Origin of the sequence: Magnetovibrio sp. PR-2 (genome assembly GCF_036689815.1) — a bacterium.
Lineage (GTDB): Bacteria > Pseudomonadota > Alphaproteobacteria > Rhodospirillales > Magnetovibrionaceae > Magnetovibrio.
The window spans coordinates 1-23,133 of sequence record NZ_JBAHUR010000015.1 but is presented as its reverse complement, the minus strand read 5'-3'; the positions used below and the strand labels follow the sequence as shown (position 1 = coordinate 23,133).

Genomic DNA, 23,133 nt, shown 5'->3' with positions numbered 1-23,133 from the left:
ATGTCGGATGGATAAAGCTTCTCTACCGACTTTACGTATGTGGGCACGGCGCATGTGGATCGTTGCCGCTGTCGGTTTCGCGATTGCGATCAGTCCGCTGGTGATCGCCCTCATCGGAATGGCGGTGGGAAGCATGGAGCTGCAGACCTATCACTGGCTGCTGTACATGTCCGTGCCCTTGGGGGGCGGAATTTCAATTCTCTCTGTTGTCACTGGGGTGGTCTTGATCATCGTGGAAACTGTGAAAGGTCAATCGCATGACTAGGCTGTCGCTGCGCTACATTCTCGCCCTGATCTTGTTGTGGTCAGCTCCTGCACTCAGTAGCGATGTGGGGTTGTTCGAGGCAAATGCCCGTTTCACATATCAAGACCAACCGATCCATCCCACTTTGATTAAAGCGTTTCAAAATTGGAGCGCCGATTATCGTCCGCCGATGACGGTTACCATGGACGTCGGCGCTGCGTTTGAAAGCAATCAATTTGGTGGAGCCGTTAATGTGAATGAAGACGGTTGGGTCTCAGTCGCCTCAGAGGACACAGGGCGGTATGCGTATCGTCATCTCGGCCGCGTGGCGAACGACATTCATGTGCTTCATACTCAAGACAAACCGGCTGGCGGAACCGGGATCTTTCAAACCCTCACCTTTGTGCGTTTTCACACGGATCAGCTTTATGATCGTGATGGCCTGAAACCCTCCAAGAGATTGCTGATGTCCATCGTGCGCCTCTATCCTCTGTTCGGAGCCAAAGCGCCGCGTATCGATATTACCGAAGACCGCGTCCGCGTCGGTGAGGGCGGCAATATCGTCACGTTGAAGTTTGCATCATCACCCATCGGGATGGCCAACCCAGCCTCCATGAATTGCGCAAAGCTGGGTGGGAAGACTGAAACCAAAACGACAGATAAAGATGAAGTGACACTTTGCCACCTGCCGAACGGCGCGATCTGCGAGGAATGGTCCTTGTTTCGGGGTGAGTGTTCTTAAACAGGCTTGGGCAGACCTGCAAGCCTCATTATTTTTCTCTATAACTTACTGATATTTAACCATAAACTCAGAAACATCTCAGAAATCGCAGCACCGTTGATGTTCCCCCGGATTGGGCGCTAAATAGATTCAAGAGAGGGCCGCAGGGCTCACGAGTGGATCATTTAGACAAGCGGAGGGTGTCATGGCCCAACTGATCAACGGCAAAGCAAAAGTCATCAAACAACGTGATTCGTTCACCAAGTTGGCAACGATCAAAGTCCCGGCCATGCGCGACATGTCCAACGCGTTGAAGCGTGAATTGCAAAAGCGCATGACGTGCCGCTTAATCATGTCAGGTTCGACCATCCGCATGGGCGGAGGGCGACGCGACGACATTTTCTTCTTGGTTAGTGGCCAAGCCGTGGGTATTCAAAACCACTTAGACAGCACCACCATCACCCCTTTGGAGTGCGGCGATGGATTTGTGGACCGTGCCGTTGGTTTGGGGGCTGAACACGTTAAATCCGTGATTGCGAATTCCAATTGTGTGGTCTGCTCCCTTCCGGCAGACGTCTACAAACAAGCACTTGTCAAAAACAAAGGTGCTACGACTGGAAATGCCTTGGGCTTGATGGACCTCTTAAGCCTGATGTTCGACACCGTGTTCGACGGGACAGCTCAAACTCGACAAAAACGGGCATAGCTAGACAGATCGGTAGAAATCCAGCCATCACTACGCTTGCGAAAGGTTCTCCAGGACGCATCTACTGTCGTAATGCATCAAGGGCAAAAATGGCTATTTTTACGCATATTACTCACCTTGCCAACATGTCCGGAACTAAGGGCAAAGCTGGCATTGAATTTCTGGTTTCCAGAAATACGTAAAAACGTTCGGAATCCGAGAGTTTTTAGCCGTTCTTATACTCGAGTGATAATTGTAGGCTCTTGATGCTAGCATGCCCCCGCAACCACCGACACTTGACTCCCTGTTCGCTTGATCGCGGCAGGGAGTTTTGTGTTGCCGGAGGCTGTGGCGCAGGCGCTGATGCCATGATGTTCAGGGTAAATGTCAATTCTCGGGGCGTGACATTACATGCCCCTTGGAGATACTGCACATCTTATCGTTGACTGCCTTGTTGTATGTTGCTACCCCAATGGTAGGGAGTATTGAGGGAGCCCGGCTTCTCACAAAGACATTCAAGATGTTGATGACTGGGCAACCAAGGGGGCAGATGTGGCTGATGTCGTAGATCCAGGTGATATATTTCTGGACGCAGAGGTTATCTCTGAGGACGTTGCGGCATCCACGATTTGGCAAGAGCTGGAGGCCTGGGGAAAGGCATTGCCTGATTGGCAACGCTTTGCCGTTTCACATGCCGTGAGGGATGGTGAGCTTAGCGATGATCGGATTGACGAAGCATACAGACTTTTTCTGCGCGCCGCCAAGCTCGATAAAGGGACCGAGGAGCTGCCAGCCATTCCGTCTTCGGTGACGGGGCGGGCCAATGCCGTTGCCATTGGAGTGCTTCAGCTTCAAGAGATGAAGGCTCTTAAAGGTGTAAATGCAATTCCGGAAACATCGGCCCTAACTTTCGGGCCGGGGTTGACCGTCATATATGGGCACAATGGCGCAGGGAAAAGCGGGTTTGCCAGGGCGTTATCCGCAGCGTGTTTCAGCCGTTCAAATCAAAACATATTCGGAAACGTCTACGACGCAACTCCTACTCACTCTCCAGCTTCGATGGAAATTATCCTGGATAGAGGGGGAAGCGCCGAAACCATTCACTTTGCTTTTGAGGATGAAAATGACGATCTTCAGAGAATAAGTGTTTTTGACTCCTCCTCAGCTCGCATTCATCTCGCGCAGGAAAATACTCTGGGCTTTCAACCCGTCGGGTTTGATGTTTTTGATGAGATGGGGCGTGTAATCGGTCTTATTAGCAAGAAACTTGATGCGGCAATAGAGGCACGCACAAATCCCAACGACTTTGGAAAGCTCTTTATTGAGTCAGGCCCAGTAGCGGATGAAATCGCACAGCTTAGCTCCGAGACAGAGATAGCCCCCCTGAGAGGACGTGCGACATTCGGCAAAGCCGAATTGGAGCGTCTGGAAGAGGTTGCCCGGCAAGAGAAGGAGGCTGCGGCCAAATCCTCAGCCGAGGCATTGAAGTCATTGTCGGCTGCTAAAGCAGACATCGCTTCAATTCAATCCAGTATCGCTACTTTCTTACCAAAAATCAGCGAGGAGGCTTGCAAGTCAGGACTTGGGCTGTTGGCCGAACAGGCCGCAACCACTGTCAAGGCAGTTGAAGCCGGGGCCGAGGCGGTAAAGCATTCGGATTTAAAACAAACAGGGACGGAGAAATGGGATGCCTTTGTCGAGGCCAGCCGCGACTTAGGACAGGCAGAAAAGGAAACCTACCCCCAGTCGGGAGAGCCGTGCCTGTTGTGCCACCGCCCCCTGGACGAGCCCTCTGCTACTTTGATTCGGCGAATGTGGGCTTTCCTGGATGATGCGGCTAGGCAGGCAATGTTGGCCGTGGACGATCAGATCAACGCCCGGATCAAGTCCCTCGGCGAGTTGGATCTGACGTTACTGCCAGCAGAGAGCCGCATTCGTTCCGATCTTTCCAAGATCGATCCCGAACTTGTCGCAGCGTTAGATGAAGTGTCGGATGCCTTGACCAAGCGCAGAGATGGGATTGTAACCGCTTTGGATACCAACTCGGCGGGATCGATGCCGAATGAGGAGTTGTTGCCCCCCGCCAAGTTGCTGAGTGATGCCGTTGCAAAAATAGAGGACCAGGAAAAGGCCCTGCGTGATGGAAAATTTGAAGAGGTCTTGGCAAAGCTGAAGGCAGAGTATATCGAGTTGAGACAGCGCCAAGTCCTGAGCATAAATATCGCGGATGTCGTGTCCTACGTTGAGGATTTGAAATGGCTAAAGGCGGCCAATGCCCAAAAGCGTTCAGGCCTGAACACGCGCTTCCTGACCGATAAGCAAAGAAGTTTGTTTCAGACGCATGTCGAAGGGGCGTATCGGGAGCGCCTGGATCACGAATGCGGGCTTCTTGACTGTTCACTGCCCTATGAACTGAAAACCAGAGGCAGTGCCGGACAGACCTTGCGGGGGCTGAAGGTTCAAGGTGGGCACCGTCCCGAGGACATTTTCAGTGAAGGTGAACAGCGGGCATTGGCCCTCGCCGATTTTCTGACGGAGGTAAATCTTAATCCGGACAGTGCCGCCGTCATTCTTGACGATCCAGTCACGTCGATGGATCATCAACGGAAGCGAAAAATTGCCATCCGTTTGGCCGATGAAGCGACCAGGAGGCAGGTGATCGTTTTTACCCATGACCTCGTGTTTTTGACGCTTCTCTCTGACCATGCGGAGAATGCCGCGATACCCTTCGAGCGGCATTGGGTGGAACGCCGAGTGGGCGTGCCTGGGTATGTGAATTTGGGGGATATCCCGGCCAATACCAGGGAGTACCGCAAAACAACGAAGGCCAAGGATTTCTTGGCGAAGGCAAAAAAGGTCACGGGTAGCGAGAGCGTCGATTACGTCAGAAGCGGCGCGGGAGCGTTGCGTCGAACACTTGAGGTGGTGGTCATTTTTCACCTGTTTAAAGGCGTTGTTCAGAGATGGGATGAGCAAGTTCGCCTCGGTGCCCTGACCAAAGTTAACTGGTCGAACGAATTGGCGGATGAAATCGTTGCATTACAGGACGACACATCCCGTTTCCTTGAAGGGCATTCAAACTCAGATGAGTTTGCAGGCGGAATGCCCGACGTGGATGGGCTTGAAAAACTTATTGGTCGCGTTGATGCGGTGATTGATACGGCCAAGAAAGAACGGCAGTAGTGGAAGGCCTTCCATTCGCCGCAACCCGGTCTTTCCGGTTTTCCGCTCCCCCTTCATGCGCCCCCCCCCGCGCAACGCCCCTGGATAGGTCGGCCCAACTCGCCGTCCCACTTCCTCTGAGGCTATCCGCCACCTCACTCAGCACTTGACCGATGGCAGTTTGAGGCTGAAGATGGTGAATGCACTTGATGCAATCGAGGGACGCGCTTCGTGCAAGTTTCATGCAAAAATAATACATTACCTTTTACCATCTACAACCACCGCAGACCATACAAAGTGTTGTTTTCATTATATTTTAATACAACAGGCCTGACCAACAACGCACTTTAATCGGTCTCGAAAACCGTTGTGCCTTCACGGGTACCGAGGGTTCGAATCCCTCTCTCTCCGCCATTTCTCCTTAAAAATCAGCACGTTGAAACAATCGTAAACTGAATGAAACCTTCAGGACCTTTTGTAGTGTAACAACAATGTAGCGGGTCCAATTTCCCTTATTCCCATGCGCACTCCCCTTGCCCAGGTTAAGTGCATTGGAAACACATGATAATTTGCGGTTTTAGTCAGAGCCAGGGGTGTATCAACTTTGTAACAACCACGTGCCGACATAAAAAAGCCCCCGATGAGATCAGCGAGGGCTTTTGGAGTAGGTTTTATAAGAAGAGGCTGGTCATTTCGGCCACCCTGGATGATATTGCTGCTTGTATTTCCATTTTTTGGGAAATTCAAACTTCACATCAACGTTGGGCTTCTTGTCAGGTTGATATTCACCCATACGCTCCATCTCACTTTCAATGTGCTCATTGCTCAAGTGTGCATACTGCAGGGTCGTCTCAAACCATTTGTGACCCAACTGTTCTTTAAGGCCATGAAGCGTCCCGCCCTTCATCAAATATAGATGAGCATAAAAGTGTCTGAGATCGTGATCTCGCACAGGCAAACCTAGTCGCTTCGTAAAGCTTTTCCATTGATTGGCAAAACGTTTATAACGATGCCCATCTCCATGCCAGAAAACAAAATCACCTTTCGGCGACCTTGGAAGGTCTTGAAGAATCTTCTTGGCTGATTTGAACAAAAAAACAGTTCTCGGCGATGAACTTTTGCTCTTTGGAATAATGATCCGTCCTCGATCCAGGAGGACATCACGCCACTCTAGTTGCAAAGCCTCTTGTTGGCGCAATCCGGTTAAAGCTTGAAATGCCGTTAACCGGCCTAGCATCGGTCCTATGTCGTCGATGATCATCTGGATTTCACTGTGGGAAGGTATGCGGATTTCTACTTTAGCTGTTTGCAAGCACTTGTTCACATCATACTTGCGAACAGGATTGTGTTCGATTGCCCCGTGTTCATCTTTCATGTGCTGAAAGACAAGACTCAGAGCGTCAAGGTCCCGTCGCAGCGTTCTATTACTGATCTCCTCTTTCTCCGCACGCCTGTAAGCTACATACCCAGCGACCCAATCTTTATCAACGCTACTAAGCATCTCATCAGAAAGGTAACAGGCAATTTGTTTAAAAGATGTTTTGTAGCGTGTGATTGAGCTTTGTTTGTATTTTGTCCGACCGTCATTCATGTGCCGAACAAAGATGGCGATAGCATCTGCTAGCGGCATGTCCTCGACAATGCCACGTATTTTATCTTGCTCTCGTTTTTTAATAACTTTCTCAAGTTTTCGAGCTTCCTCTTCATCGGTAGTGCCTGCAGAAAAGTTAAAAATCTTTCCGTTCACTTGGAAACGAACGTAACAAATGTTACCGCGCTTATAGATTCCCATTATGCCACCTCTGATAAAAGTTGTTCCAAGTGTTGCTTTGCTCGGACAGCATCTAGGTTCTTGTTTTGTGTTGTATTGCGTGCTCCAAAAGTGTCATTAGGGTCAATTAATCGTATATGATCTTCCCTCCATACTTGCCATACATCCCCCATTTTTTTACCGCGCAAGTCTCCACGCCTTATCCAAGACACAACGGTTTTTGTGTCTACTCCTGTCATTTGGGCTGTGTATGTTGCTTTGACATATAAAGAGATTTTTTGTGGGGACATCTACATTCTCCGTGTAGTTTATGAAATTGTTTGATGGTTAGTTATATGACCGCTCGAAATAAAACCAACGTCGTCAGGTGTTTTTTTATTTGGAAGATGGGAGAAGCAGAATTTGTTGACAAGCAAGTCCGCAGATTGGTTTAGAAATCTGCCGAAATGCAAAGAAGTCGAATTGTCAAAAAAACAAAAAAAATGAAAGCTAAACACCCTGTCATTTCTATTATTTCAACAACCCTGTGCGTGCTAGTTCCGCATTGGCAGCTCAATGATGTGCCAACACGGAACAGTCACGTATCACTTCAATCAGCGCATATTGCAGATTCAAGAGTTTAGTTTTTGTGTTTAAAAAAAGACTGGAGGCATGCCGAGGACTTGGCCGATGCCCCAGGCATTAAAGAGCCCTGCGATGAACATAACTCTAGAGATGTCCGAAGGCACCTCACCGGCTGCACCACTGAGCATATAAAAAGAACCGCTTTGAGTGACGACCCAGCCTTGTTCTCGATTGTAATGAACAACAGGGCTTGTGCCGACATAGCCGTCAGGCCGAACGCCTGTTAGGATCACTTGTGAAATATTCTGCTCACGGTCCTCGAATGTAATAAACACCCAGCTGACGAATTCGTCTTTGACTACTCGACCATCAGCAGGGTCAGAGGAATCGCATTCCACACTTTTAAGGTCACTCTGTATTGAATACCGCAGATCAAAACGCTGCCGGTGTCGGGTGATAAGAGTTTCAAGTGTCAAGTTTTCTAGATCTTCGAAATTCATAATTCTTCTCCTAATTGGATGTATTAAAAAGGAACAACCCCGACAGAAAACTGCAGGGGTTGTTTTGAAATCACTGGCTGTTGAGATATGTGCGCAAGGCATCAATCGTGTGCTGCTGTGTCTCATCACAACACCGCCACACTTCAGGGGCGACATCGATGGGAACAAGTCCAGCATCGATCAATGCTTCACAAGCGTCGTGAACGCTTGTCTTGATATGTACGCTTGGCGACTTTGAAATATCTGCTACAGCAAGCTGAGTAGCAGCGTTCAGAATGTCGGCAAGACTAAGTTCATTAAGCATGTTGAAATTCCTTCAATAGTTCGGACGAAGTTGTCCAATTAGACGGCTGCTGCTTTCGTCCAAAACGCCGTGCACTTAGCCGTTCAGAGTTTGTTTCTTGATTTAGATGTTTTTGAATGTGCGGGAGGTAATGATCAGGGAGTCGACCAATGCGTGAACCCATGAAGTTCCCTTTGATGGGAACATGAGCTCTTTTCCCCATGAGAAATTTCGATGGTTTTCGCAAACCAGCAGACTCTAGGTCCTGCTGAGAAGTTACGCGAATGGCAGTGCCAGGTTTCTTCTTAGAAACTGATGTGCCATACACGACTTCAATGGCGCCACGTGTAAACTGGGTTTTTCGACGTACCTTAACGACTAAACATGGGCGCATTTTTGCCCCGGGCATCCCCGGTCTCTCTTCAGACGGAAACCGGCAAAGGACTATGTCACCCACTTCAATTTTTTTGGAAGATGTCATTTTTCCTCCCTCTTATATATCGAGGGAGAACCGCCTCCCGCGTTCAAAGAATGACGCGGGAGGTGGGAACCGAGACCTTAACCTCGTTAACGTGGTTTTGCGCGGTATATTCGTTCGCGAGTAGACTTCCGGAGTCTTGCGACAAACTTATCAAGTAGATCTTTTACCGGAGCCGCTAGACGGTTACGGATAAAGTTCTTCTTATCGTGTATTTCCGTGATTCCATATGCGCCACTGCAGTGATACGAAGCACGCAGGAGTGCTTTTCTTGCATTTCTCCGATCACGTTTGATAAGTGATTTCCCGAGCAAATGGATTGCATCATAAAACCCTTTTTTGTGATCAACACGATTTTTACCCTTTAAGGGCCTTATAACTTGTTGGGCTTTTTTCTGGATTTCAATATTCTCAAAAACAGATGGAACGTGAGCTGCTTTTGATCCGTTCGATTTCGGCTTTGCGTCAATGCCAAAGGCTTCCAAAACATTCTCTGAGACATTGTGTTCGCGGTTTTCATCAAACAAATCCATTTGGATTATCACTTCCTCTGAGTTCTCTGCTTTTGTTTTATAATGCTGATTATTTTCGTTAACGTGCTCCGTCGTTACGGAAATGTTTCGCCGTGCATCATTTATCCATTCGGTGGTGATTTTCTCCGACGAGGACCATTCCTTTTGAATGCGTTCACGTTCGGCAAGAATTTCTCTATTCTTGTCGATCATGCACATTGCACGTTCCGCTGCGTCGATTAATCGAGGATTAATGTCAGATATAACCCCAGTACACATTTCATGAATCTCTGCGTTATGTAGCTTTGTCATCATCGCATGATTTTGTGGGCCAAGGTGAATTGTGCCTTTTCCAGGCAGCCCACGTTCCTTACGTGACCGGTGTTCAAAATGCACATTTATCCCAAATTTTAGGCAACACGCATTAACGTGGTCTGCCCATTTTTTCTTAAGATGGCTTTTCATTTTAACACCTGGATCGTCGGGACTCAGGGTTCTGGGTTCTCGAAAGTACAGTTCCTTAAACCGAAGTTGGTTTCGTCTGCGCACACGTGTTTTCTTCCCGTCCGTTCTTTCGGCATCTCTTTCTGCTGCTCGTGCTTTGGCTGAAGCAAGAGTTTCCAAACCGTCGATCAAGTGCATATGGCCATGATAATTTCCGGGCTTAAAATGAAAATCACATCGACCCAGAGCTTCACTGTCTACAATGAATTCTTCCAGAAAAGTTTTTGCTATGTAGCGGCATTGATCTTCTGAAGCTTCATTTGGGAACGTAACGATCCATTTTTCCATGACACGTTTTTGGGACCTGTTGACGTCTAGTCCGATGCGCATTTTCATCGTACCGGTGACTGTCATGCCGAACATAGGAACGCCAACTTCGATACTTTCAGCGCCATTTGCACCACGGATGGAATAGTTGATGTTGGCAATAGCACGGACACACGCCTCTCCCTTTAAAGGCTTGCCAAACTCCTTTTGGCAAGTGCTGTAATGGTTGATATCGACGTGTGCTTCGACTGTTCTCATGTTCAATTTCTTCCCCCTGTGGGGCCTCGCTGGAAGCGCGCAATCTTTAAGAAAAGGATACTCGTTTTCTTAAAGGTCCTATTGCGCCCTCCGGGGGCCCTTGCATTGTCGGCTTCGCCTCCGTGCAAGGAAGATATTGTTCTGAGAATCGTATTGCGCACCCTCTTGGTGTGCTTACCTGCGTTATTTTTGAACGTGTTTGAATGAGTTTTTTGAATGGCGTACCGGATGTCACGCACTATTTTTGTGAAGAATTTCTGCTTTGAAAGTTCTCAAGAATTTGCACCAAATGGCCGAGGATTTCCAAATCCTCTTCAGGAATTACTTACACTATGTTTTCGACCGCATAGCAGCCCTAACTTTGTAGAAAGAAGATGCTGAAAAATCCTAAGTGAGTGCATTATAGAGGAGAAACTGGCGCCACCATTTCCTGCTCGAGGACAAGCGGTTCTTTGTCGGCAAGACGCCTCCAGGCATCCGCAATATCGGGATTATCATCAACTTTTTGTGGATAACGTGAAGGCTTTCCTGGGCGTCCATATTTGCGGACAGTCTCCTCATCCATAAGGTGGAGGCGGAGCATGCCACCAGCACTTTTAATCGCGAGTTGGATTGAGTGCGCAATATATAATCCACCGCTATCGACATCACCCCAATGATAGAACGGTATGTCATGCATTCGATAAATGCTTTCAAGAACACGAGTGAGACTAGGGCTTGGATACCCACCGGTATAGACAATCAAACCACGAGCATCGTCATTTACCTCGTCGGCATACCGGACGAAAGACACCCAGTTTTCAATGGTCAGGATATATTCCGCATTTGGCGCAGAAAGGTGAAATGCATCATCCGGGTGATAACCAACATATAGAAGTTGCTTATCTGGGTTTTGTAAGTTGGTCTCTCCTGAAATAACGATGGGATGAGGAAGCTTTTCAACTCCATACATGCCAATGTGCTCGCGTGCAGGGATATCATCTGGAAAATCATCCATAACATGCAACAACGCGGAAACACTGTTTTCACATTGCTCCAATGCCTTAGAGTCCAATCCTACATGCGTAGACAGGGTTCTATAATCGGTCTGCAGATCGTTAGAAGAAATGGCTTTAGCAAGCGTAATAGCACGAACGAGATCTTCAGCATCTTTGGCAGAAAATCTTGGAGACTTATTGAACTTCCCCTTTTTGTTTTTTCGCCAATTGGAAAACATATTCTCTAATGCTTTGGCGAAAAGCTCATATCCATGAGTACCCTTGACCATCTCAATCTGATCGTCGGCCATCACCGATGCCGGAGACCTATTCATGTATTGATAAACTTCAGCAGCATTCTTGAGCTTAATGCGCACTGTTTGATCAGCGCGCGTATTGACGACGAGCAAATCCCTTTTTTCAAGACCTTCCAGAATAAGAACTTCGCGATCATTGTCACGGATACTGAGTCCTTTGAAATCAAGCGTTGCCCATAGGGCAAACGCATCCGGATTTGCATCAAGCCGGTCTAAGATATCGGATACCGCCGCCTTGACGCGGGTAAAGACCTTCCTACTCATTGTACGGGAACAGCCTCCCTATCCCCCATCATCGTCCGCAATTCCTCTTCGGGTATGTTGGAAGGGTTTGCTATAGCAAAAGCTTCACGCGCACGATCGCTTACAGCCATGCAATTGGCATATGAATCGTCTCCGCGCTTTTGAATACTCACGAAGCCGTCCATAACTTCCATTATCGAAGCTCGCTTGTCTTCCGGCGCACCGATGATGGCTTGAAGGCCAATATCGTCATAGAAGCGCAAAACCTGACGTTGAACAACACCATCCATTTTGGAGAAGGCTTCATCAAATAGGGCTACCCCAAACGTGTCAAAACGCTCAGCGCTGCTGCCGTAATATGCGGAAACCAGAGCAGCGCCGACCGATACGTAGAATGGTGTCTGGTTTTCACCACCAGATTTCTTACTGCTCGCTCTGGTGATATCGCTTTTGCGGCCAGTTACGCGGTCCACCACCTCAATCTTGAATTCGAGATAGTTGCGATAGTCTTCGTAAAGAGAGAAATCCACGTCCGGATCCAGCAAGATTTCCTCCACAATCCTCAATGCCTCTGCATAGGGATGACCATCTTGTACGGCCCCGAAGAGCGGAAGATCCAGATCAATATTTTCCCGGACGTAGTTCATCAAGTCAATTATTGGCCGGTAACTCTGATTGTACTCCATCGTATAGTGGTAGTAGTTCTCGTTGAGAAATGGCCGCGTTTTCAGATTTGTGTTCAAATCACCAATGCTTTCCTTAGCACGGTCAATGGCATCACGCAGTTCGTTGAGGAAGTTGTTTCGCATGAACTGAGAAACCTTGATCTCAGCTTCCTTTGCTTCCTCCTGGTATTGCACCAGCACGTTTTGCTCAAGGTCTTCGATTTGCTGGTCGACATATTCGAGGATTTTGCTGACATTGGATTCCCGGTCGAAGCTTTCGGAAATCTTGTAATGGTACAGATAATTGGTGACAGCGTTATGAATATCCACGCTCAAAACCTCATAGTCTTGTTTTGCCTGTATCGCTTTCCCGCTCGCCTTTTCAGCAATAGTGTTGTGCCTGGGCTTTCCACGCTCAGCTTCCGGGATCAACATGGCATAACGAATATTGATGTCCGCAATCGCGGTGGAAAAATCATCCATATACCTGCCGACGGCCTCGAACATGCCTGCCCGCGTTATCCGTAAAGCTGCAAGACTTCCCGGCGCATTCGGACCTAGGCTCAAAGCCTCTTCCGCTTTTTCGGCCTCCCATTCAATTTTTTTAGCTTTATCCTCCAGGACTTTACGTTCAGACTTTGCCTCGTCTTTCAGTGCAATGGCATCTTCGAGTTCATTTTGCAGCTTCGGGTCGATGGTGAAGTCGATACTTGTGATTTGCGCTTCAAGACCTCTTATCTTTTCATCAGCTTCAATAATTTCGCTTTGTGTTTTATAGAGATCCACCCCCTCCCAAGGGGCCACGCCGGGCATCAAGTGGTCGATATGTTTGCGAGCAACGTCCAGATCGGACAAGGTGGATATGAAATCTGCTTCCTGGGCCTCAAGGCCGCTTAGCGTTTTTTCAAGGCGTTTGGCATTACTTGCAGCAGCGCCCTTGCCGAGTTTCAGAGTATCTACGTAGCGGTTGCTGTTACTTTTCCCATCATCGAATGTAACGACAATGTCACCGTCAACCACGGTCTGGGTCACAGCGCGCGTATAGTTGGACATTTCATCTTGCATCTTGGCCATATGAATACCGCCCAGGGAGCGAATGATGTAAGCCATGATATATGGATCATCACTGCTCAGAACGGTGGCTAACGTTCCTGGTCGTGGCGTGAGATTATTCAGATCAAGTTTGCGGATACTGATCAGTTTGACCATTTTAAATCCTCGGCGATGGTCGTGGCGCAAGATTTTAAGAGCGAGACGATAATCTTCATCGCTGACAAAAACCGCCTCACGATCCCATCCCAGAATGGCTTCTGCACTGACCTGCCACTCAGGATCAAGAACTTCCGTTTGTTCAAACAGAAGACGATATGGAATATCCTTGTCGTTAAGGGCATCTAGATATGACTGAACGCTTTTGTTGACCGATACTTGGCCTGCGCGTGCACTGAATAAATCTGAACGTAAGTCTTCTACTTGACGAGTGATGGTGTGAACATCACCGGCACACTGTTGGTATGCTGCTTTCAGACCTTCTGAAACCTTAGCCGCTGATTGAGCAAGCTCGACCAACAAATCCTGCATTTCTGTAGGATTTTGTGGCCATTCAGGAACGATCATTCCGTGGGTCGCGGACTTGATTTTTTGGATAATCGCAATCAAATCACCATACCCAGTAAGATCTGGATGCTGTGGAATAAGATTTACCGCAGCAGCGACGGACTGGTAAACATCGCTTAATACACGGCGGCTGTTTGCATCTTCAGCCTGGACCAGCTTTATTTGTTGGTAAAGGTTGTTTTTCTTGTCCTCGACACCATCGGCGTTGATAAGGACGCGAATACGCTCTTCTTCTTCCCTGAGTTTCCCTATGTGTTCGTCATAATCTTCAATTTCCTGACTGATGTTATTGAGCGCCGTTATGTGGCGCTGGATATCCTCCCGGGTCTTCAGAAAAGCATGGCGGTGGTACCGATATTTGGCCAGCGGGCCAATAACGGAAAATACGCTGAGATCTTCTAGAGCTTTATAGAATTTCACGCCTTCACGTTGAACGGGCCTAAGGTCGTCCAATCGAGCGATGACGCTGTCGATGTTCTTTTTAATGAAGCGCCAATCTTGAATGTGATCACGCAAGCTACCAATGCGCATCTGGCGTTCTTCCAACATAAAATCGCGTACAAATTTCGTCGAGCTGGGGATCTTCTCGTAAGAAATCGATTGCCGATTTGCACGAAAAATTCGGCGGATTTCATGCTCCCTATAATTCCGTCCGTTTGACAAGACTTTCATATAGGAACGAATGAACGGCATGGACTTATCAAATTGCTGATATTGCCCACCGCCCTCTAGGCACTTCCTTTCGACATCCATGAAGAATTCATCTGGTGCGCGAACGACAAGATCCCCCTCTTCGTCACGCTCCATAAAATCATCTTTACTGACGACGTGCCCCTCAGCGATGAATAAGCCGACAATATCTTTCGGCCCCGAAAGGCGCACTTCGACAACCAAACCAATAGAAATGGGGTGCCGCTTATTTTCCGGATCCATATACGTGGCCGACATATAGGAAATAGTGTCTTCATCTCGCAGATATTTTTGGTCGTCCACTTCGCAAAGGATGTAGCTTTTCGCCGTTCGCCCGCGACCGGACCCGCCGCTGGAACCGCCTGACGCGGCGTTGAAACGACACAGCTGCTCATCACCGCCCGCAATGATGAATTGCAGCAGATCAAGCATAGTTGATTTACCAGTTTGGTTGCGACCGAGAAAGGCTGTAGAGCCATACAAATCGACATCAATTGGACCATAGGAATGCCAATTCAGTGAGGAAATCCGGGATAGGCTCATGCTCATTGCTGATCAATCTCCTGTGCTTCGGCCGGGTTATGATTCGGGACCGCGTTGTCGTTCAAGTCATTGGCGGGAGCTTGCTGTCCCTGAGACGCTTTGGCTTCAGCGCTATCAAGAAACATCTTTAAACGCGCCTGTGTTTCGCCGGCGCACAAGATGGGAACCATACCGCGGATCTCCACGTCGAAATCCTCGCTTTCCTCATGCGGCACAAGCTTCACAATGCGTCGCGTCTGAAACAGCTCAAGCGTCTTGATGATTTGACGCTGCCACTTTTCCGGAGCTTCCTTGCCGCCAATAATCTCAATAAAACGATCGACAATATCGCTGTAGATGGTGAAGGCCACAGCGCGCTCATCAATACTCCCCTTCTCAATGAGCTCGTTGTACATCACCGCTAGAACGAGAAGCAGCTGAGTTTCATCCAGTTTCATCTTCTGCCATTTCGAAGACGTTTCGTCTGGAATGACACCCGCCCATTTTTCACCTTCGTGATAATGGAAGGTGCGCCCGGACATATAGAAGTATGAATCCAGAAAATCTTGAATCTTGATACTGTCCAGAAGATCGTCATAACCGTGCGTTCCCCGGTCACCAATAAAGATGAATTGATCGCGTAAAAGCGTCGCGATGATGTCGCGAAGCGTTTCTTGGCGTGCCTCCGAGAGCTGTTGAATAACGGGAAGTTCTTCAATCATTAGCTTGAACCTGTTTTCTACGAACGGAAAAATTTTTATATCGGGCCCAATCGTTCTCCACGAATTCATTTTCATTTTCCGGCGTGCGGTATATGAAGAATTCATCAGAGATAGATGACGGCTTATCCGTTGTTCGGCCGATTGATCGGTCGTTAATGGTCAAAACCGCCAACAAATCGTCGATGCTGTGCACCGACAGCGTCCTGGCGTCGATTTCTTCACCTGGACGGACACGCATATCGAGATAACTCACCATTTTTTGGGGTGTGACATTCACCCTCAAAGCAAATTGCGTCAGCAAATCATCAAGAAACTCGACGATTGGATCTTTTGGCTTCTCTGAGATCTTCCGTTTTCCAATAGGAGTACGGTTATGTCGAGGCTCTGACATCAACCATGCCGCCATGTTAGGTGGACGAGCTTCGATTGAAAAGTTGACTTCAGCATGCTTCAGTGCACCAGAATCGGATGCTTGCTCGATACGGTTGATGAGCTTTACCAGCTCAGCCTGGTTTTTGTTGCTTGTTGAACTGGAATAACGTGCCATGTTCGCCAGGCGCGCAGCTAACGAACGTCCAAAACCTTGGATTTCCTGAAAAAACTCTTCGATACGGTCAATGCCCAGGCGAACTTGTGCAATGTCCTCCAAAACAGCCTCTAAAGCTTCGTCTTCCGTTGTTTCAGTAGAGACTACGCGCGTCTCCAGATAAGCCTGAGCAATATGACGAAGGGCCATGCCATCGGCTTCGAGCTTGTTGACGGACGATATAATCTTCATCCGGTGGGCATAAGGATGGGACGTCGAGTGGAGGGCTTCAAAATCCCTCAGCACCATGCCAACATATTTATCAAAAAACAGGCCGGCGCGTTCCTTGGCGGTTTTGCTTTGAAGGATTTCCTTTTCGATATCCCGAAGGACAGTCAAAACCATGCGCATGGACATAGAAAAATTCACGATATCACTCGCCGATTTGTTCAAAGAGGAACCGAGCTCGACCGGATTTCCGGCAACACCCTCCAGCGTGGTGCGAGCTTGCGCCAGCAAACCACCGAGCTGAGGTGAGAAACCTTTACGGATATCAACTAGGCTTTTGATAAGCCGCATAGCGCCTATGGGCATATCTACAGTTTCATGACCTGCACGCCCAGTCTGTTCTAGCCAACCACAATTGGTCAGTCGGACAAACATATGGTTTGCCCTCTGCAAGGCCGCGTCTGTTACATCAGCCTCATTTTTACGCTTTCGTATTCCGAGACGGCGTTTCACTCGCTTGCCACGAACGGAGATGTCATCGAAGGTAAGGTATTTCTCCCCCTCATCGACCCATTGGTCGGCATTTTTCTTCAGCCGTACATATATCAATTTTACGACATCACCGCGTCGCGGCATTTTTATTTCTTGATTGAAAAACGTGTTGTAGATGTCGCACAGAGCATCAGCATAAAGATATTTGTTCCCCCGACTGAAAGGGAGAAAAATGTCGTCATGAAGGATGCTGAACAGGGCCATGTTTTAAACCTTAACCATACAATCAAAAGGAAAGTTACCCATTTACAAGCCGGAGACCTTCCAGTAAAGTAACTATACCCATAAAGTAACTTTAGTCAAGCATGGTGCGATGAAAAACAATACCACTCTCTTAACGGATGTGCCAAAGAAATGGGAAGCCCAATTCAGACTTCGCTTCATTGAGGCGCGATTGTTTTGGAGTGGCCGGATCAATCGAGCTGACATCATCAATCATTTTGGTGTGTCACAGCCTCAAGCTTCAACAGACCTGAAGCTGTATCAGAAGCTTGCTCCCGGCAATGCCATATACGACTCATCAGCCAAAACATACCGTGCAGATGAAAGTTTCTCGCCAATTTTTAAAGATCCTGCGATGGATGAGTTCGTCGGGCATCATCTTCTTGATGACGGCTTCCTTGGCACACTTCCAGAAGTAGAATCGGTGCCATCCCCCCTGCGTCAGGTAGATCCCGAGATTATGCGTTGGATTTTGATGGCGACCCGTGAGGCACAGGCAATTAAAATTCATTACCAGTCTATGAGTAGTCCAGAGCCTCGATGGCGGTGGATCTCTCCTCATGCCTTTGGCCATAACGGACGTCGATGGCATGTCAGGGCGTACTGTGAAGACCGCGAAGCATTTTTGGATTTTGTTCTTGGAAGAATTTCAGAGGTTGGGGACTTAAAACCACGCCATATCGATCCTGAGGAGGATGGTGAGTGGCATGAATTTACCGATGTTAAATTTGCACCGCACCCTGATCTAACCGAAACGCAGTCGGCAACAATCGAACAAGAATACAGAATGGAAAATGGCACTGCCATTCTCTCAGTACGTCGCGCCATGCTGTTTTACGTTCTATTGCAGTTACGCCTGGAACATGACGAGCACCGACCACCTGGCGCTCATATTCGTCTTGTAAACACAGAAATCAGACAGCTCGGCGATCGTCATGTAACAAAGAGAGAATAGTTATGAAACTGCTTCATACCAGTGATCTACATATCGGTCGGCTTCTGCATGGGCAATCTCTCGAAGAGGACCATGAGGTTATTCTTGGACAAATTCTCGAAGCCGTTTATGAACATAAACCAGATGCAATCGTATTGGCTGGTGATATTTACGATCGAGTTGCACCACCGGCGTCAGCCGTTAAACAATTTAATCGTTTTATCCGTCAGCTTCGCGAGCAATCGGAAGCTGCTCTCATTTTAATTGCAGGCAACCATGATTCAGGCGACCGGATCGATGCAATGTCGACTCTCGCAGATGAACATCGCACCCTGATTAGCGGCCCTTTACGCGCCGATAACGCGCCATTGGTTTTAGAAGATGAGCATGGTCCAGTTGCCTTCTCGGCACTTCCATTTGCGAATGAATTCATGGCACGGGAAGTGTTCGATGACACCAGCATCGCATCCCCTGCAGATGTAATGAAGGCACAGGTTGATGCAGCTAGGAAGTCTGTACCAGACGGTGCGCGTTGGGTCATTGTCGCACATACCTTTGTTACTAACGCTCAGACGAGCGAAGTAGAGCGCAAGATTTCCGTGGGCGGAGTAGAAACCGTACCTGCGGACACTTTCGAGGGTGCTCACTATGTCGCGTTGGGACATCTGCACCGCCCCCAATCCGCTGGGGCTGACCACATTCATTATAGCGGCTCCCCTTTAGCATTCGGGTTTGATGAGGCCAATACGACCAAGACCATGTCTTTGGTCGATATTGATGGTGATGGCGCCGTCAATATCGAAAGGGTCCCATTCAAACCACACCGAAACATGCGCAGGATCAAAGGAGCATTTGAGGAGCTTCTTGAGAATGCAAGTAAGTCACCTTCAGACGACTTCATTGAGCTAATCCTTAGCGATCATGGTGCCTTAGTCGACCCCATGGCGAAAGTCCGTGAATATTATCCAAATGCACTTCTGCTTCGCTATGAGCAAGACCAGAAAGCTGCCGACCCGGAGACAGGTGATGACATCGAGGCTCATCTGGACAGCCCGGAAGACGTCATCAAATCATTCCTAACGGAGATTCGTGGTGCCCCCCCGCTTGATGAAGAAATGGCATTTGTGGATGCACAGCTTCATGAACTTCAGGATGCGGAGGCAAAGCAATGAGACCGCTTCGACTGACTATGTGTGCATTTGGTCCCTATGCCGGCACAGAAGTTATCGACTTCGAAAAAGCTCTTGGTGCTAGGCTATTTGGGATTTACGGATCCACCGGGTCCGGTAAATCCTCGATCTTCAGTGCGATGACCTTTGCGTTGTTTGGGGAAACTGCCCGCGGCGGACAGGATACAGAATCACTTCGGTCCCATCATGCAGATGCCTCAACATTTACCCAGGTCGACTTCATTTTTGATATTGGTGCAAAACGTTATCTGATTCGCCGGACCCCTGAACAGGAACGGCCGGCAAAGCGTGGCGATTCAATGGTTAAAGATAATCATTCTGCCTCGCTATTTGACGTCACCGGGATGGCGGCTGATGACATTACAGAAAAAAACACCGGTAAAATCATTGCTGGACCAAAAATTCGACAAGTGAATGAGGCCATCTGTGACTTGCTTGGTTATGGCGCCGATCAATTCAGACAGATCGTGCTTTTACCCCAGGGTAAGTTCGAAACCTTCCTAACCGCAAAAACGGAAGAGCGCCTTGATATCCTCCGAGAGCTCTTTGATGTTTCTTTGTTCCGCAACCTCACAGAGAAGCTTAAAAATTCTGCTGGAACTGCACGCCAAGAAATTCTCAATGAGCGCAAAGTGACGGCAGGGCTGTTAACAGAAAATGGATACGCGGACCTAGATGACTTGGCTGCACACACCAACACCAAGATTGGAGAAATTAAAAGGTTGGGAACAGCCAAAGAAACGGCTTCTAAGATTTTGGCGGCTGCGGAAAACGCCTTATCTGAAGCGCGGTCATTGGATGCCCACTTTATAGCAAAAGCTAATGCTGAAGCGCGGCTCTACGAGTTCCAGGACGAGATGGAGGAAATTAATCAACTGCGTGACAAAAAGACACTTGGCCTTAAGGTTCGCCAAGCCGTTGACCTGGAAAAATCATGTGTAACTGCTGAAACGGCACTCAATCAATCCATAGATGAAGTCCACAGCGCGAAAGCAAATGTCGATCTATCACAGCGGCGCTTTAATGATGCCGAGCACACCTTCACGGAACTAGAGGCCCAAAAGCCGGAACTGAAAAAGCAAGAAGAACAATTCCGCCTTCTAAATGGGTATCAGAAGGCTTTGGATGGCACCATTGAACAAAAAACTCGCATGGATGAGGCCCGCGCAAAACTTGATGAGGCGCGGGCAAGAGTGTCTCAATTTGAAAGTGCTCTTATTGCTCAGGACGAACAAAAGGATCAGCTCGACACCAAGCTCAAAGACTCTACGAACACCGAACGCCGCCGTTCAGAACTCGAGAAAGAACGCGATCAAACCCAATCTGCTTTAACTCAAGCACAAGCCTATGCAAAGGCTGTTTCAGACCGTGACGCAGCCCAGGCGGATCTCAGCGAGAGTTCCAAAATACTCGTTGAGGTCGAGGCAAGACTGATTGCTGCGCGTGGAGCCTATGATGAAGCAAAATCCGAACTTGCATCGGCTCAAGCCCACCACCTTGCTAAAAGCTTAGTCGATGGGGAACCCTGCCCCGTTTGCGGGTCCAAGGACCATCCCGATCCATACAGTAAGGACCTTCATGGGCATGGGCTAAACGATGCCTTTGAGGAAGCGAAGGCATATGTTGAAAGTGTTCATGCAGAGTTCGTGGATGCCCGCACTGCATTCGGTGCCAAGGAAGGCGTTCTCGAGGAGCGGAAAAGAGCTCTTGCTGAAATGGATGCACCTGAAGAGGCACTAGATGCTTTACAAGATCGTCTCGATATCAATCAAGACTTACTGGGTGCTTTGCCTGTCTACGAAGAACCAGATGCGATCCAAGCTCAGATTGATGCCGCGGACGAGAATTTCAAAGAAATGAAAGGCATTGAACCTGAACAGCGAAAAGCTTGCTCTGATGCTGAGGTCGCATTCAGGATAGTTGAAAGCGACTTTGCAAAAGCTATGGCAGCAATACCCCAAGAATACCATGACCAAGACAGGATTACTGCTGCAATAGATCAGTGTCAGAATTGGATTGATAACTTGACGTCCAAAATGACATTGGCAAATCAGGAAGATGTGGAAGCAAAATCTGCATTTGCAGCAGCCAATGCCACTCACACATCGTCGGTCACCAATTTTGAAAAAGCGAAGGCATCCCGTTCAGCTGCTCAAAAGAATTTTGAGGATCGACTGGTCGAGCTTGGTATTGATAGAGGAAATTATGAGAGCGGCAAGGCTGCTCTTGACCAAATCGAGATGTATAACGAGCGCATTCGTGCCCATGAAGACGGTATTGCCACATCTACAAATGCAATTAAATCCGCTGAAGAATATATTGCTGGACGCGCCCGGCCTGATTTAACCGCTCTTGAGGATGTAAAAATAAAAGCTGCAACCAATAATGAGCAGGCAATCATTCAGCTTTCAAGTGCACAGAAAGAACTCACAGACATGCAAAAGCTTGATGATAATGTTCGCAAAAAATTCAAAGAACTTGATGCGACTGAAGAAGGGTTCAAGATATTAGGACGCATTGCGGATGAATTCCGTGGCAACAACAGCAGCAACATCAATCTCGAAACGTATGCAATTGCGGCTATGTTCGATCATGTTCTTGAGGCTGCCAACCTCCGCCTAACACCGATGAGTGGAGGTCGTTATTTGCTTCAGCGAAGTGAAGAAGGACAAGAGAAGGGCCGAGGTAAACGAGGCCTCGGCATTGCAGTTTTTGACACCAATACTGGGCGCCAAAGATCAACCGAAACCCTTTCAGGCGGAGAAAGCTTTTTAGCCGCGCTATCTCTCGCCCTAGGCTTGTCTGACGTTGTACAAAATACCCGTGGCGCTGTTCGCCTGGATACCATTTTCATTGATGAGGGTTTTGGAAGCCTAGACCCAGTCTCGCTTGATCAAGCCTTGCAAACGCTTCAAGAACTCACCTCTGGAAGCCGGTCTGTAGGCATCATTTCTCATGTGGATCTCGTCAAACAAGAGATCCCACAAGGGTTCCTAATCGATAAGACCTTGAAGGGCAGCAGAGTTATAGAGCAAATGCTGGAGTGACCTGATCATGAAGCTATCGAAGTTATCAATTGTTGAGTTACTGCGTTTGAACGCAGAGACAATAGAAGAGATACGCCGTCGCGAAGTTTTAACGACTTCCAACGCCCTTCTATGGGATTATGCGGAATGGTTGTTCCGCAGGGCATTCTCATGGAATGCAGCAGGAAACTCAGCGAAAGACTTTGACGCCATAGATGATGACGGAATTAAGTATCAAATAAAATTCCGGCGCATCACCAGTAGGAATAGCTCTCGGCAATCGGGAGCTCTTCATCGAATTGATGAAGAGAACTTTGATGTACTGGCAGCCGCCCCCCTCAAAATGATCATCCAAAATTTGGACGGACTTTGCCCGGTCTAATCTAAAGAGGTCCCAATCATGCCCAGGATCAGCATGTGATCATGCAATTTGAAAAGCCCTTAGGAGTTCATTTCCGTCGCCACTTTCCCCGTAGGCGTGAGGTTCAATGGTGCGCATATCTTAGTTCTTTTGGGTATGATCTCCGGCTCTCGCAAAGCAACAGAGAACCTTACCTTACATAGACACCAAATGTCTGGTGGCCAGTTCACTTCTAGAACCTATGGATTGGCAGGCCATTTCTTTTGTTTTTCAGGAGAGTGCCTTATTTGAATTACCTAAGATGAATTTAGAATGGAAACTGACATGCAAAACACAACCACACCTGCTTCAAGCCCCAAATCTGTAACCGGAAAACAAGACCCCTTTGGTAA

General features: G+C 48.2%; 18 protein-coding genes. 8 read left to right on the top strand and 10 right to left on the bottom strand.

All coding sequences use genetic code 11. The annotated features are described in order from the left end of the window. Window positions 1-7 precede the first annotated feature (7 nt). The 4 genes from V5T82_RS15285 (at window position 8) to V5T82_RS15270 (ending at window position 4,833) form a co-directional block, all read left to right on the top strand. Window positions 8-265 (top strand): hypothetical protein, encoded by a 258-nt coding sequence (locus V5T82_RS15285; RefSeq protein ID WP_332896532.1) that lies wholly within the window; start codon window positions 8-10, stop codon window positions 263-265. After that, window positions 258-986 (top strand): putative hemolysin, encoded by a 729-nt coding sequence (locus V5T82_RS15280; protein WP_332896531.1) that lies wholly within the window; start codon window positions 258-260, stop codon window positions 984-986. Before V5T82_RS15285 ends, V5T82_RS15280 begins: the two co-directional genes overlap by 8 nt. A 184-nt stretch (window positions 987-1,170) precedes the next feature. Further along, window positions 1,171-1,671: a cyclic nucleotide-binding domain-containing protein gene (locus V5T82_RS15275; RefSeq protein ID WP_332896530.1), complete on the top strand. Its 501-nt coding sequence runs from the start codon at window positions 1,171-1,173 to the stop codon at window positions 1,669-1,671. Between the two features lie 531 nt (window positions 1,672-2,202). Then, complete coding sequence (locus tag V5T82_RS15270; protein ID WP_332896529.1) at window positions 2,203-4,833, top strand: AAA family ATPase; 2,631 nt, start codon at window positions 2,203-2,205, stop codon at window positions 4,831-4,833. Between the two features lie 667 nt (window positions 4,834-5,500). Here the strand turns inward: V5T82_RS15270 and V5T82_RS15265 are convergent. The 10 genes from V5T82_RS15265 to V5T82_RS15220 form a co-directional block, all read right to left on the bottom strand. Further along, complete coding sequence (locus V5T82_RS15265; protein WP_332896528.1) at window positions 5,501-6,604, bottom strand: tyrosine-type recombinase/integrase; 1,104 nt, start codon at window positions 6,602-6,604, stop codon at window positions 5,501-5,503. After that, window positions 6,604-6,873: a helix-turn-helix domain-containing protein gene (locus tag V5T82_RS15260; protein ID WP_332896527.1), complete on the bottom strand. Its 270-nt coding sequence runs from the start codon at window positions 6,871-6,873 to the stop codon at window positions 6,604-6,606. Before V5T82_RS15260 ends, V5T82_RS15265 begins: the two co-directional genes overlap by 1 nt. A gap of 342 nt (window positions 6,874-7,215) precedes the next feature. After that, on the bottom strand, window positions 7,216-7,647 hold the full coding sequence (locus V5T82_RS15255; protein WP_332896526.1) for a hypothetical protein: 432 nt from the start codon (window positions 7,645-7,647) through the stop codon (window positions 7,216-7,218). 70 nt (window positions 7,648-7,717) lie between these two features. After that, window positions 7,718-7,951 carry a hypothetical protein gene (locus tag V5T82_RS15250; RefSeq protein ID WP_332896525.1) on the bottom strand — a complete coding sequence of 78 codons (234 nt, stop codon included), beginning with the start codon at window positions 7,949-7,951 and terminating at the stop codon, window positions 7,718-7,720. Continuing rightward, window positions 7,944-8,411, bottom strand: a complete 468-nt coding sequence (locus V5T82_RS15245) for a type II toxin-antitoxin system PemK/MazF family toxin (RefSeq protein WP_332896524.1) — start codon at window positions 8,409-8,411, stop codon at window positions 7,944-7,946. The genes V5T82_RS15250 and V5T82_RS15245 overlap by 8 nt, the downstream gene beginning before the upstream one ends. An 86-nt stretch (window positions 8,412-8,497) precedes the next feature. After that, entirely contained in the window at window positions 8,498-9,949 is a 1,452-nt protein-coding gene (locus tag V5T82_RS15240; RefSeq protein ID WP_332896523.1) for a MobA/MobL family protein, read from the bottom strand. A 400-nt stretch (window positions 9,950-10,349) separates the two neighbouring features. Continuing rightward, window positions 10,350-11,507 carry a Wadjet anti-phage system protein JetD domain-containing protein gene (locus tag V5T82_RS15235; RefSeq protein WP_332896522.1) on the bottom strand — a complete coding sequence of 386 codons (1,158 nt, stop codon included), beginning with the start codon at window positions 11,505-11,507 and terminating at the stop codon, window positions 10,350-10,352. Further along, the gene (locus V5T82_RS15230; protein WP_332896521.1) at window positions 11,504-15,007 is read right to left on the bottom strand and encodes an SbcC/MukB-like Walker B domain-containing protein; all 3,504 of its coding nucleotides are present in this window, start codon (window positions 15,005-15,007) and stop codon (window positions 11,504-11,506) included. The genes V5T82_RS15235 and V5T82_RS15230 overlap by 4 nt, the downstream gene beginning before the upstream one ends. Continuing rightward, window positions 15,004-15,702: a DUF4194 domain-containing protein gene (locus V5T82_RS15225; RefSeq protein WP_332896520.1), complete on the bottom strand. Its 699-nt coding sequence runs from the start codon at window positions 15,700-15,702 to the stop codon at window positions 15,004-15,006. The genes V5T82_RS15230 and V5T82_RS15225 overlap by 4 nt, the downstream gene beginning before the upstream one ends. Continuing rightward, window positions 15,695-17,212 carry a Wadjet anti-phage system protein JetA family protein gene (locus tag V5T82_RS15220; RefSeq protein WP_332896519.1) on the bottom strand — a complete coding sequence of 506 codons (1,518 nt, stop codon included), beginning with the start codon at window positions 17,210-17,212 and terminating at the stop codon, window positions 15,695-15,697. The genes V5T82_RS15225 and V5T82_RS15220 overlap by 8 nt, the downstream gene beginning before the upstream one ends. A gap of 109 nt (window positions 17,213-17,321) precedes the next feature. On the opposite strand from V5T82_RS15220, the gene V5T82_RS15215 reads away from it, so the two are divergent. The 4 genes from V5T82_RS15215 to V5T82_RS15200 are packed head-to-tail and all read left to right on the top strand — an operon-like array spanning window position 17,322 to window position 22,762. Continuing rightward, entirely contained in the window at window positions 17,322-18,185 is an 864-nt protein-coding gene (locus V5T82_RS15215; RefSeq protein ID WP_332896518.1) for a BrxR family helix-turn-helix transcriptional regulator, read from the top strand. A gap of 2 nt (window positions 18,186-18,187) precedes the next feature. Next, complete coding sequence (locus V5T82_RS15210; RefSeq protein WP_332896517.1) at window positions 18,188-19,336, top strand: exonuclease SbcCD subunit D; 1,149 nt, start codon at window positions 18,188-18,190, stop codon at window positions 19,334-19,336. Then, on the top strand, window positions 19,333-22,401 hold the full coding sequence (locus tag V5T82_RS15205) for an AAA family ATPase (protein WP_332896516.1): 3,069 nt from the start codon (window positions 19,333-19,335) through the stop codon (window positions 22,399-22,401). Before V5T82_RS15210 ends, V5T82_RS15205 begins: the two co-directional genes overlap by 4 nt. 7 nt (window positions 22,402-22,408) lie before the next feature. Further along, window positions 22,409-22,762, top strand: coding sequence for a hypothetical protein (locus V5T82_RS15200; RefSeq protein ID WP_332896515.1), 354 nt, complete (start codon window positions 22,409-22,411; stop codon window positions 22,760-22,762). Window positions 22,763-23,133 lie beyond the last annotated feature (371 nt).

Excerpts from the sequence above, each read along its gene's own strand:
- V5T82_RS15285 (WP_332896532.1), top strand. The coding sequence starts at position 8 with ATGGATAAAGCTTCTCTACCGACTTTACGTATGTGGGCACGGCGCATG.
- V5T82_RS15280 (WP_332896531.1), top strand. The coding sequence starts at position 258 with ATGACTAGGCTGTCGCTGCGCTACATTCTCGCCCTGATCTTGTTGTGG.
- V5T82_RS15275 (WP_332896530.1), top strand. The coding sequence starts at position 1,171 with ATGGCCCAACTGATCAACGGCAAAGCAAAAGTCATCAAACAACGTGAT.
- V5T82_RS15265 (WP_332896528.1), bottom strand. The coding sequence starts at position 6,604 with ATGGGAATCTATAAGCGCGGTAACATTTGTTACGTTCGTTTCCAAGTG.
- V5T82_RS15260 (WP_332896527.1), bottom strand. The coding sequence starts at position 6,873 with ATGTCCCCACAAAAAATCTCTTTATATGTCAAAGCAACATACACAGCC.
- V5T82_RS15255 (WP_332896526.1), bottom strand. The coding sequence starts at position 7,647 with ATGAATTTCGAAGATCTAGAAAACTTGACACTTGAAACTCTTATCACC.
- V5T82_RS15250 (WP_332896525.1), bottom strand. The coding sequence starts at position 7,951 with ATGCTTAATGAACTTAGTCTTGCCGACATTCTGAACGCTGCTACTCAG.
- V5T82_RS15245 (WP_332896524.1), bottom strand. The coding sequence starts at position 8,411 with ATGACATCTTCCAAAAAAATTGAAGTGGGTGACATAGTCCTTTGCCGG.
- V5T82_RS15240 (WP_332896523.1), bottom strand. The coding sequence starts at position 9,949 with ATGAGAACAGTCGAAGCACACGTCGATATCAACCATTACAGCACTTGC.
- V5T82_RS15235 (WP_332896522.1), bottom strand. The coding sequence starts at position 11,507 with ATGAGTAGGAAGGTCTTTACCCGCGTCAAGGCGGCGGTATCCGATATC.
- V5T82_RS15230 (WP_332896521.1), bottom strand. The coding sequence starts at position 15,007 with ATGAGCATGAGCCTATCCCGGATTTCCTCACTGAATTGGCATTCCTAT.
- V5T82_RS15225 (WP_332896520.1), bottom strand. The coding sequence starts at position 15,702 with ATGATTGAAGAACTTCCCGTTATTCAACAGCTCTCGGAGGCACGCCAA.
- V5T82_RS15220 (WP_332896519.1), bottom strand. The coding sequence starts at position 17,212 with ATGGCCCTGTTCAGCATCCTTCATGACGACATTTTTCTCCCTTTCAGT.
- V5T82_RS15215 (WP_332896518.1), top strand. The coding sequence starts at position 17,322 with ATGAAAAACAATACCACTCTCTTAACGGATGTGCCAAAGAAATGGGAA.
- V5T82_RS15210 (WP_332896517.1), top strand. The coding sequence starts at position 18,188 with ATGAAACTGCTTCATACCAGTGATCTACATATCGGTCGGCTTCTGCAT.
- V5T82_RS15205 (WP_332896516.1), top strand. The coding sequence starts at position 19,333 with ATGAGACCGCTTCGACTGACTATGTGTGCATTTGGTCCCTATGCCGGC.
- V5T82_RS15200 (WP_332896515.1), top strand. The coding sequence starts at position 22,409 with ATGAAGCTATCGAAGTTATCAATTGTTGAGTTACTGCGTTTGAACGCA.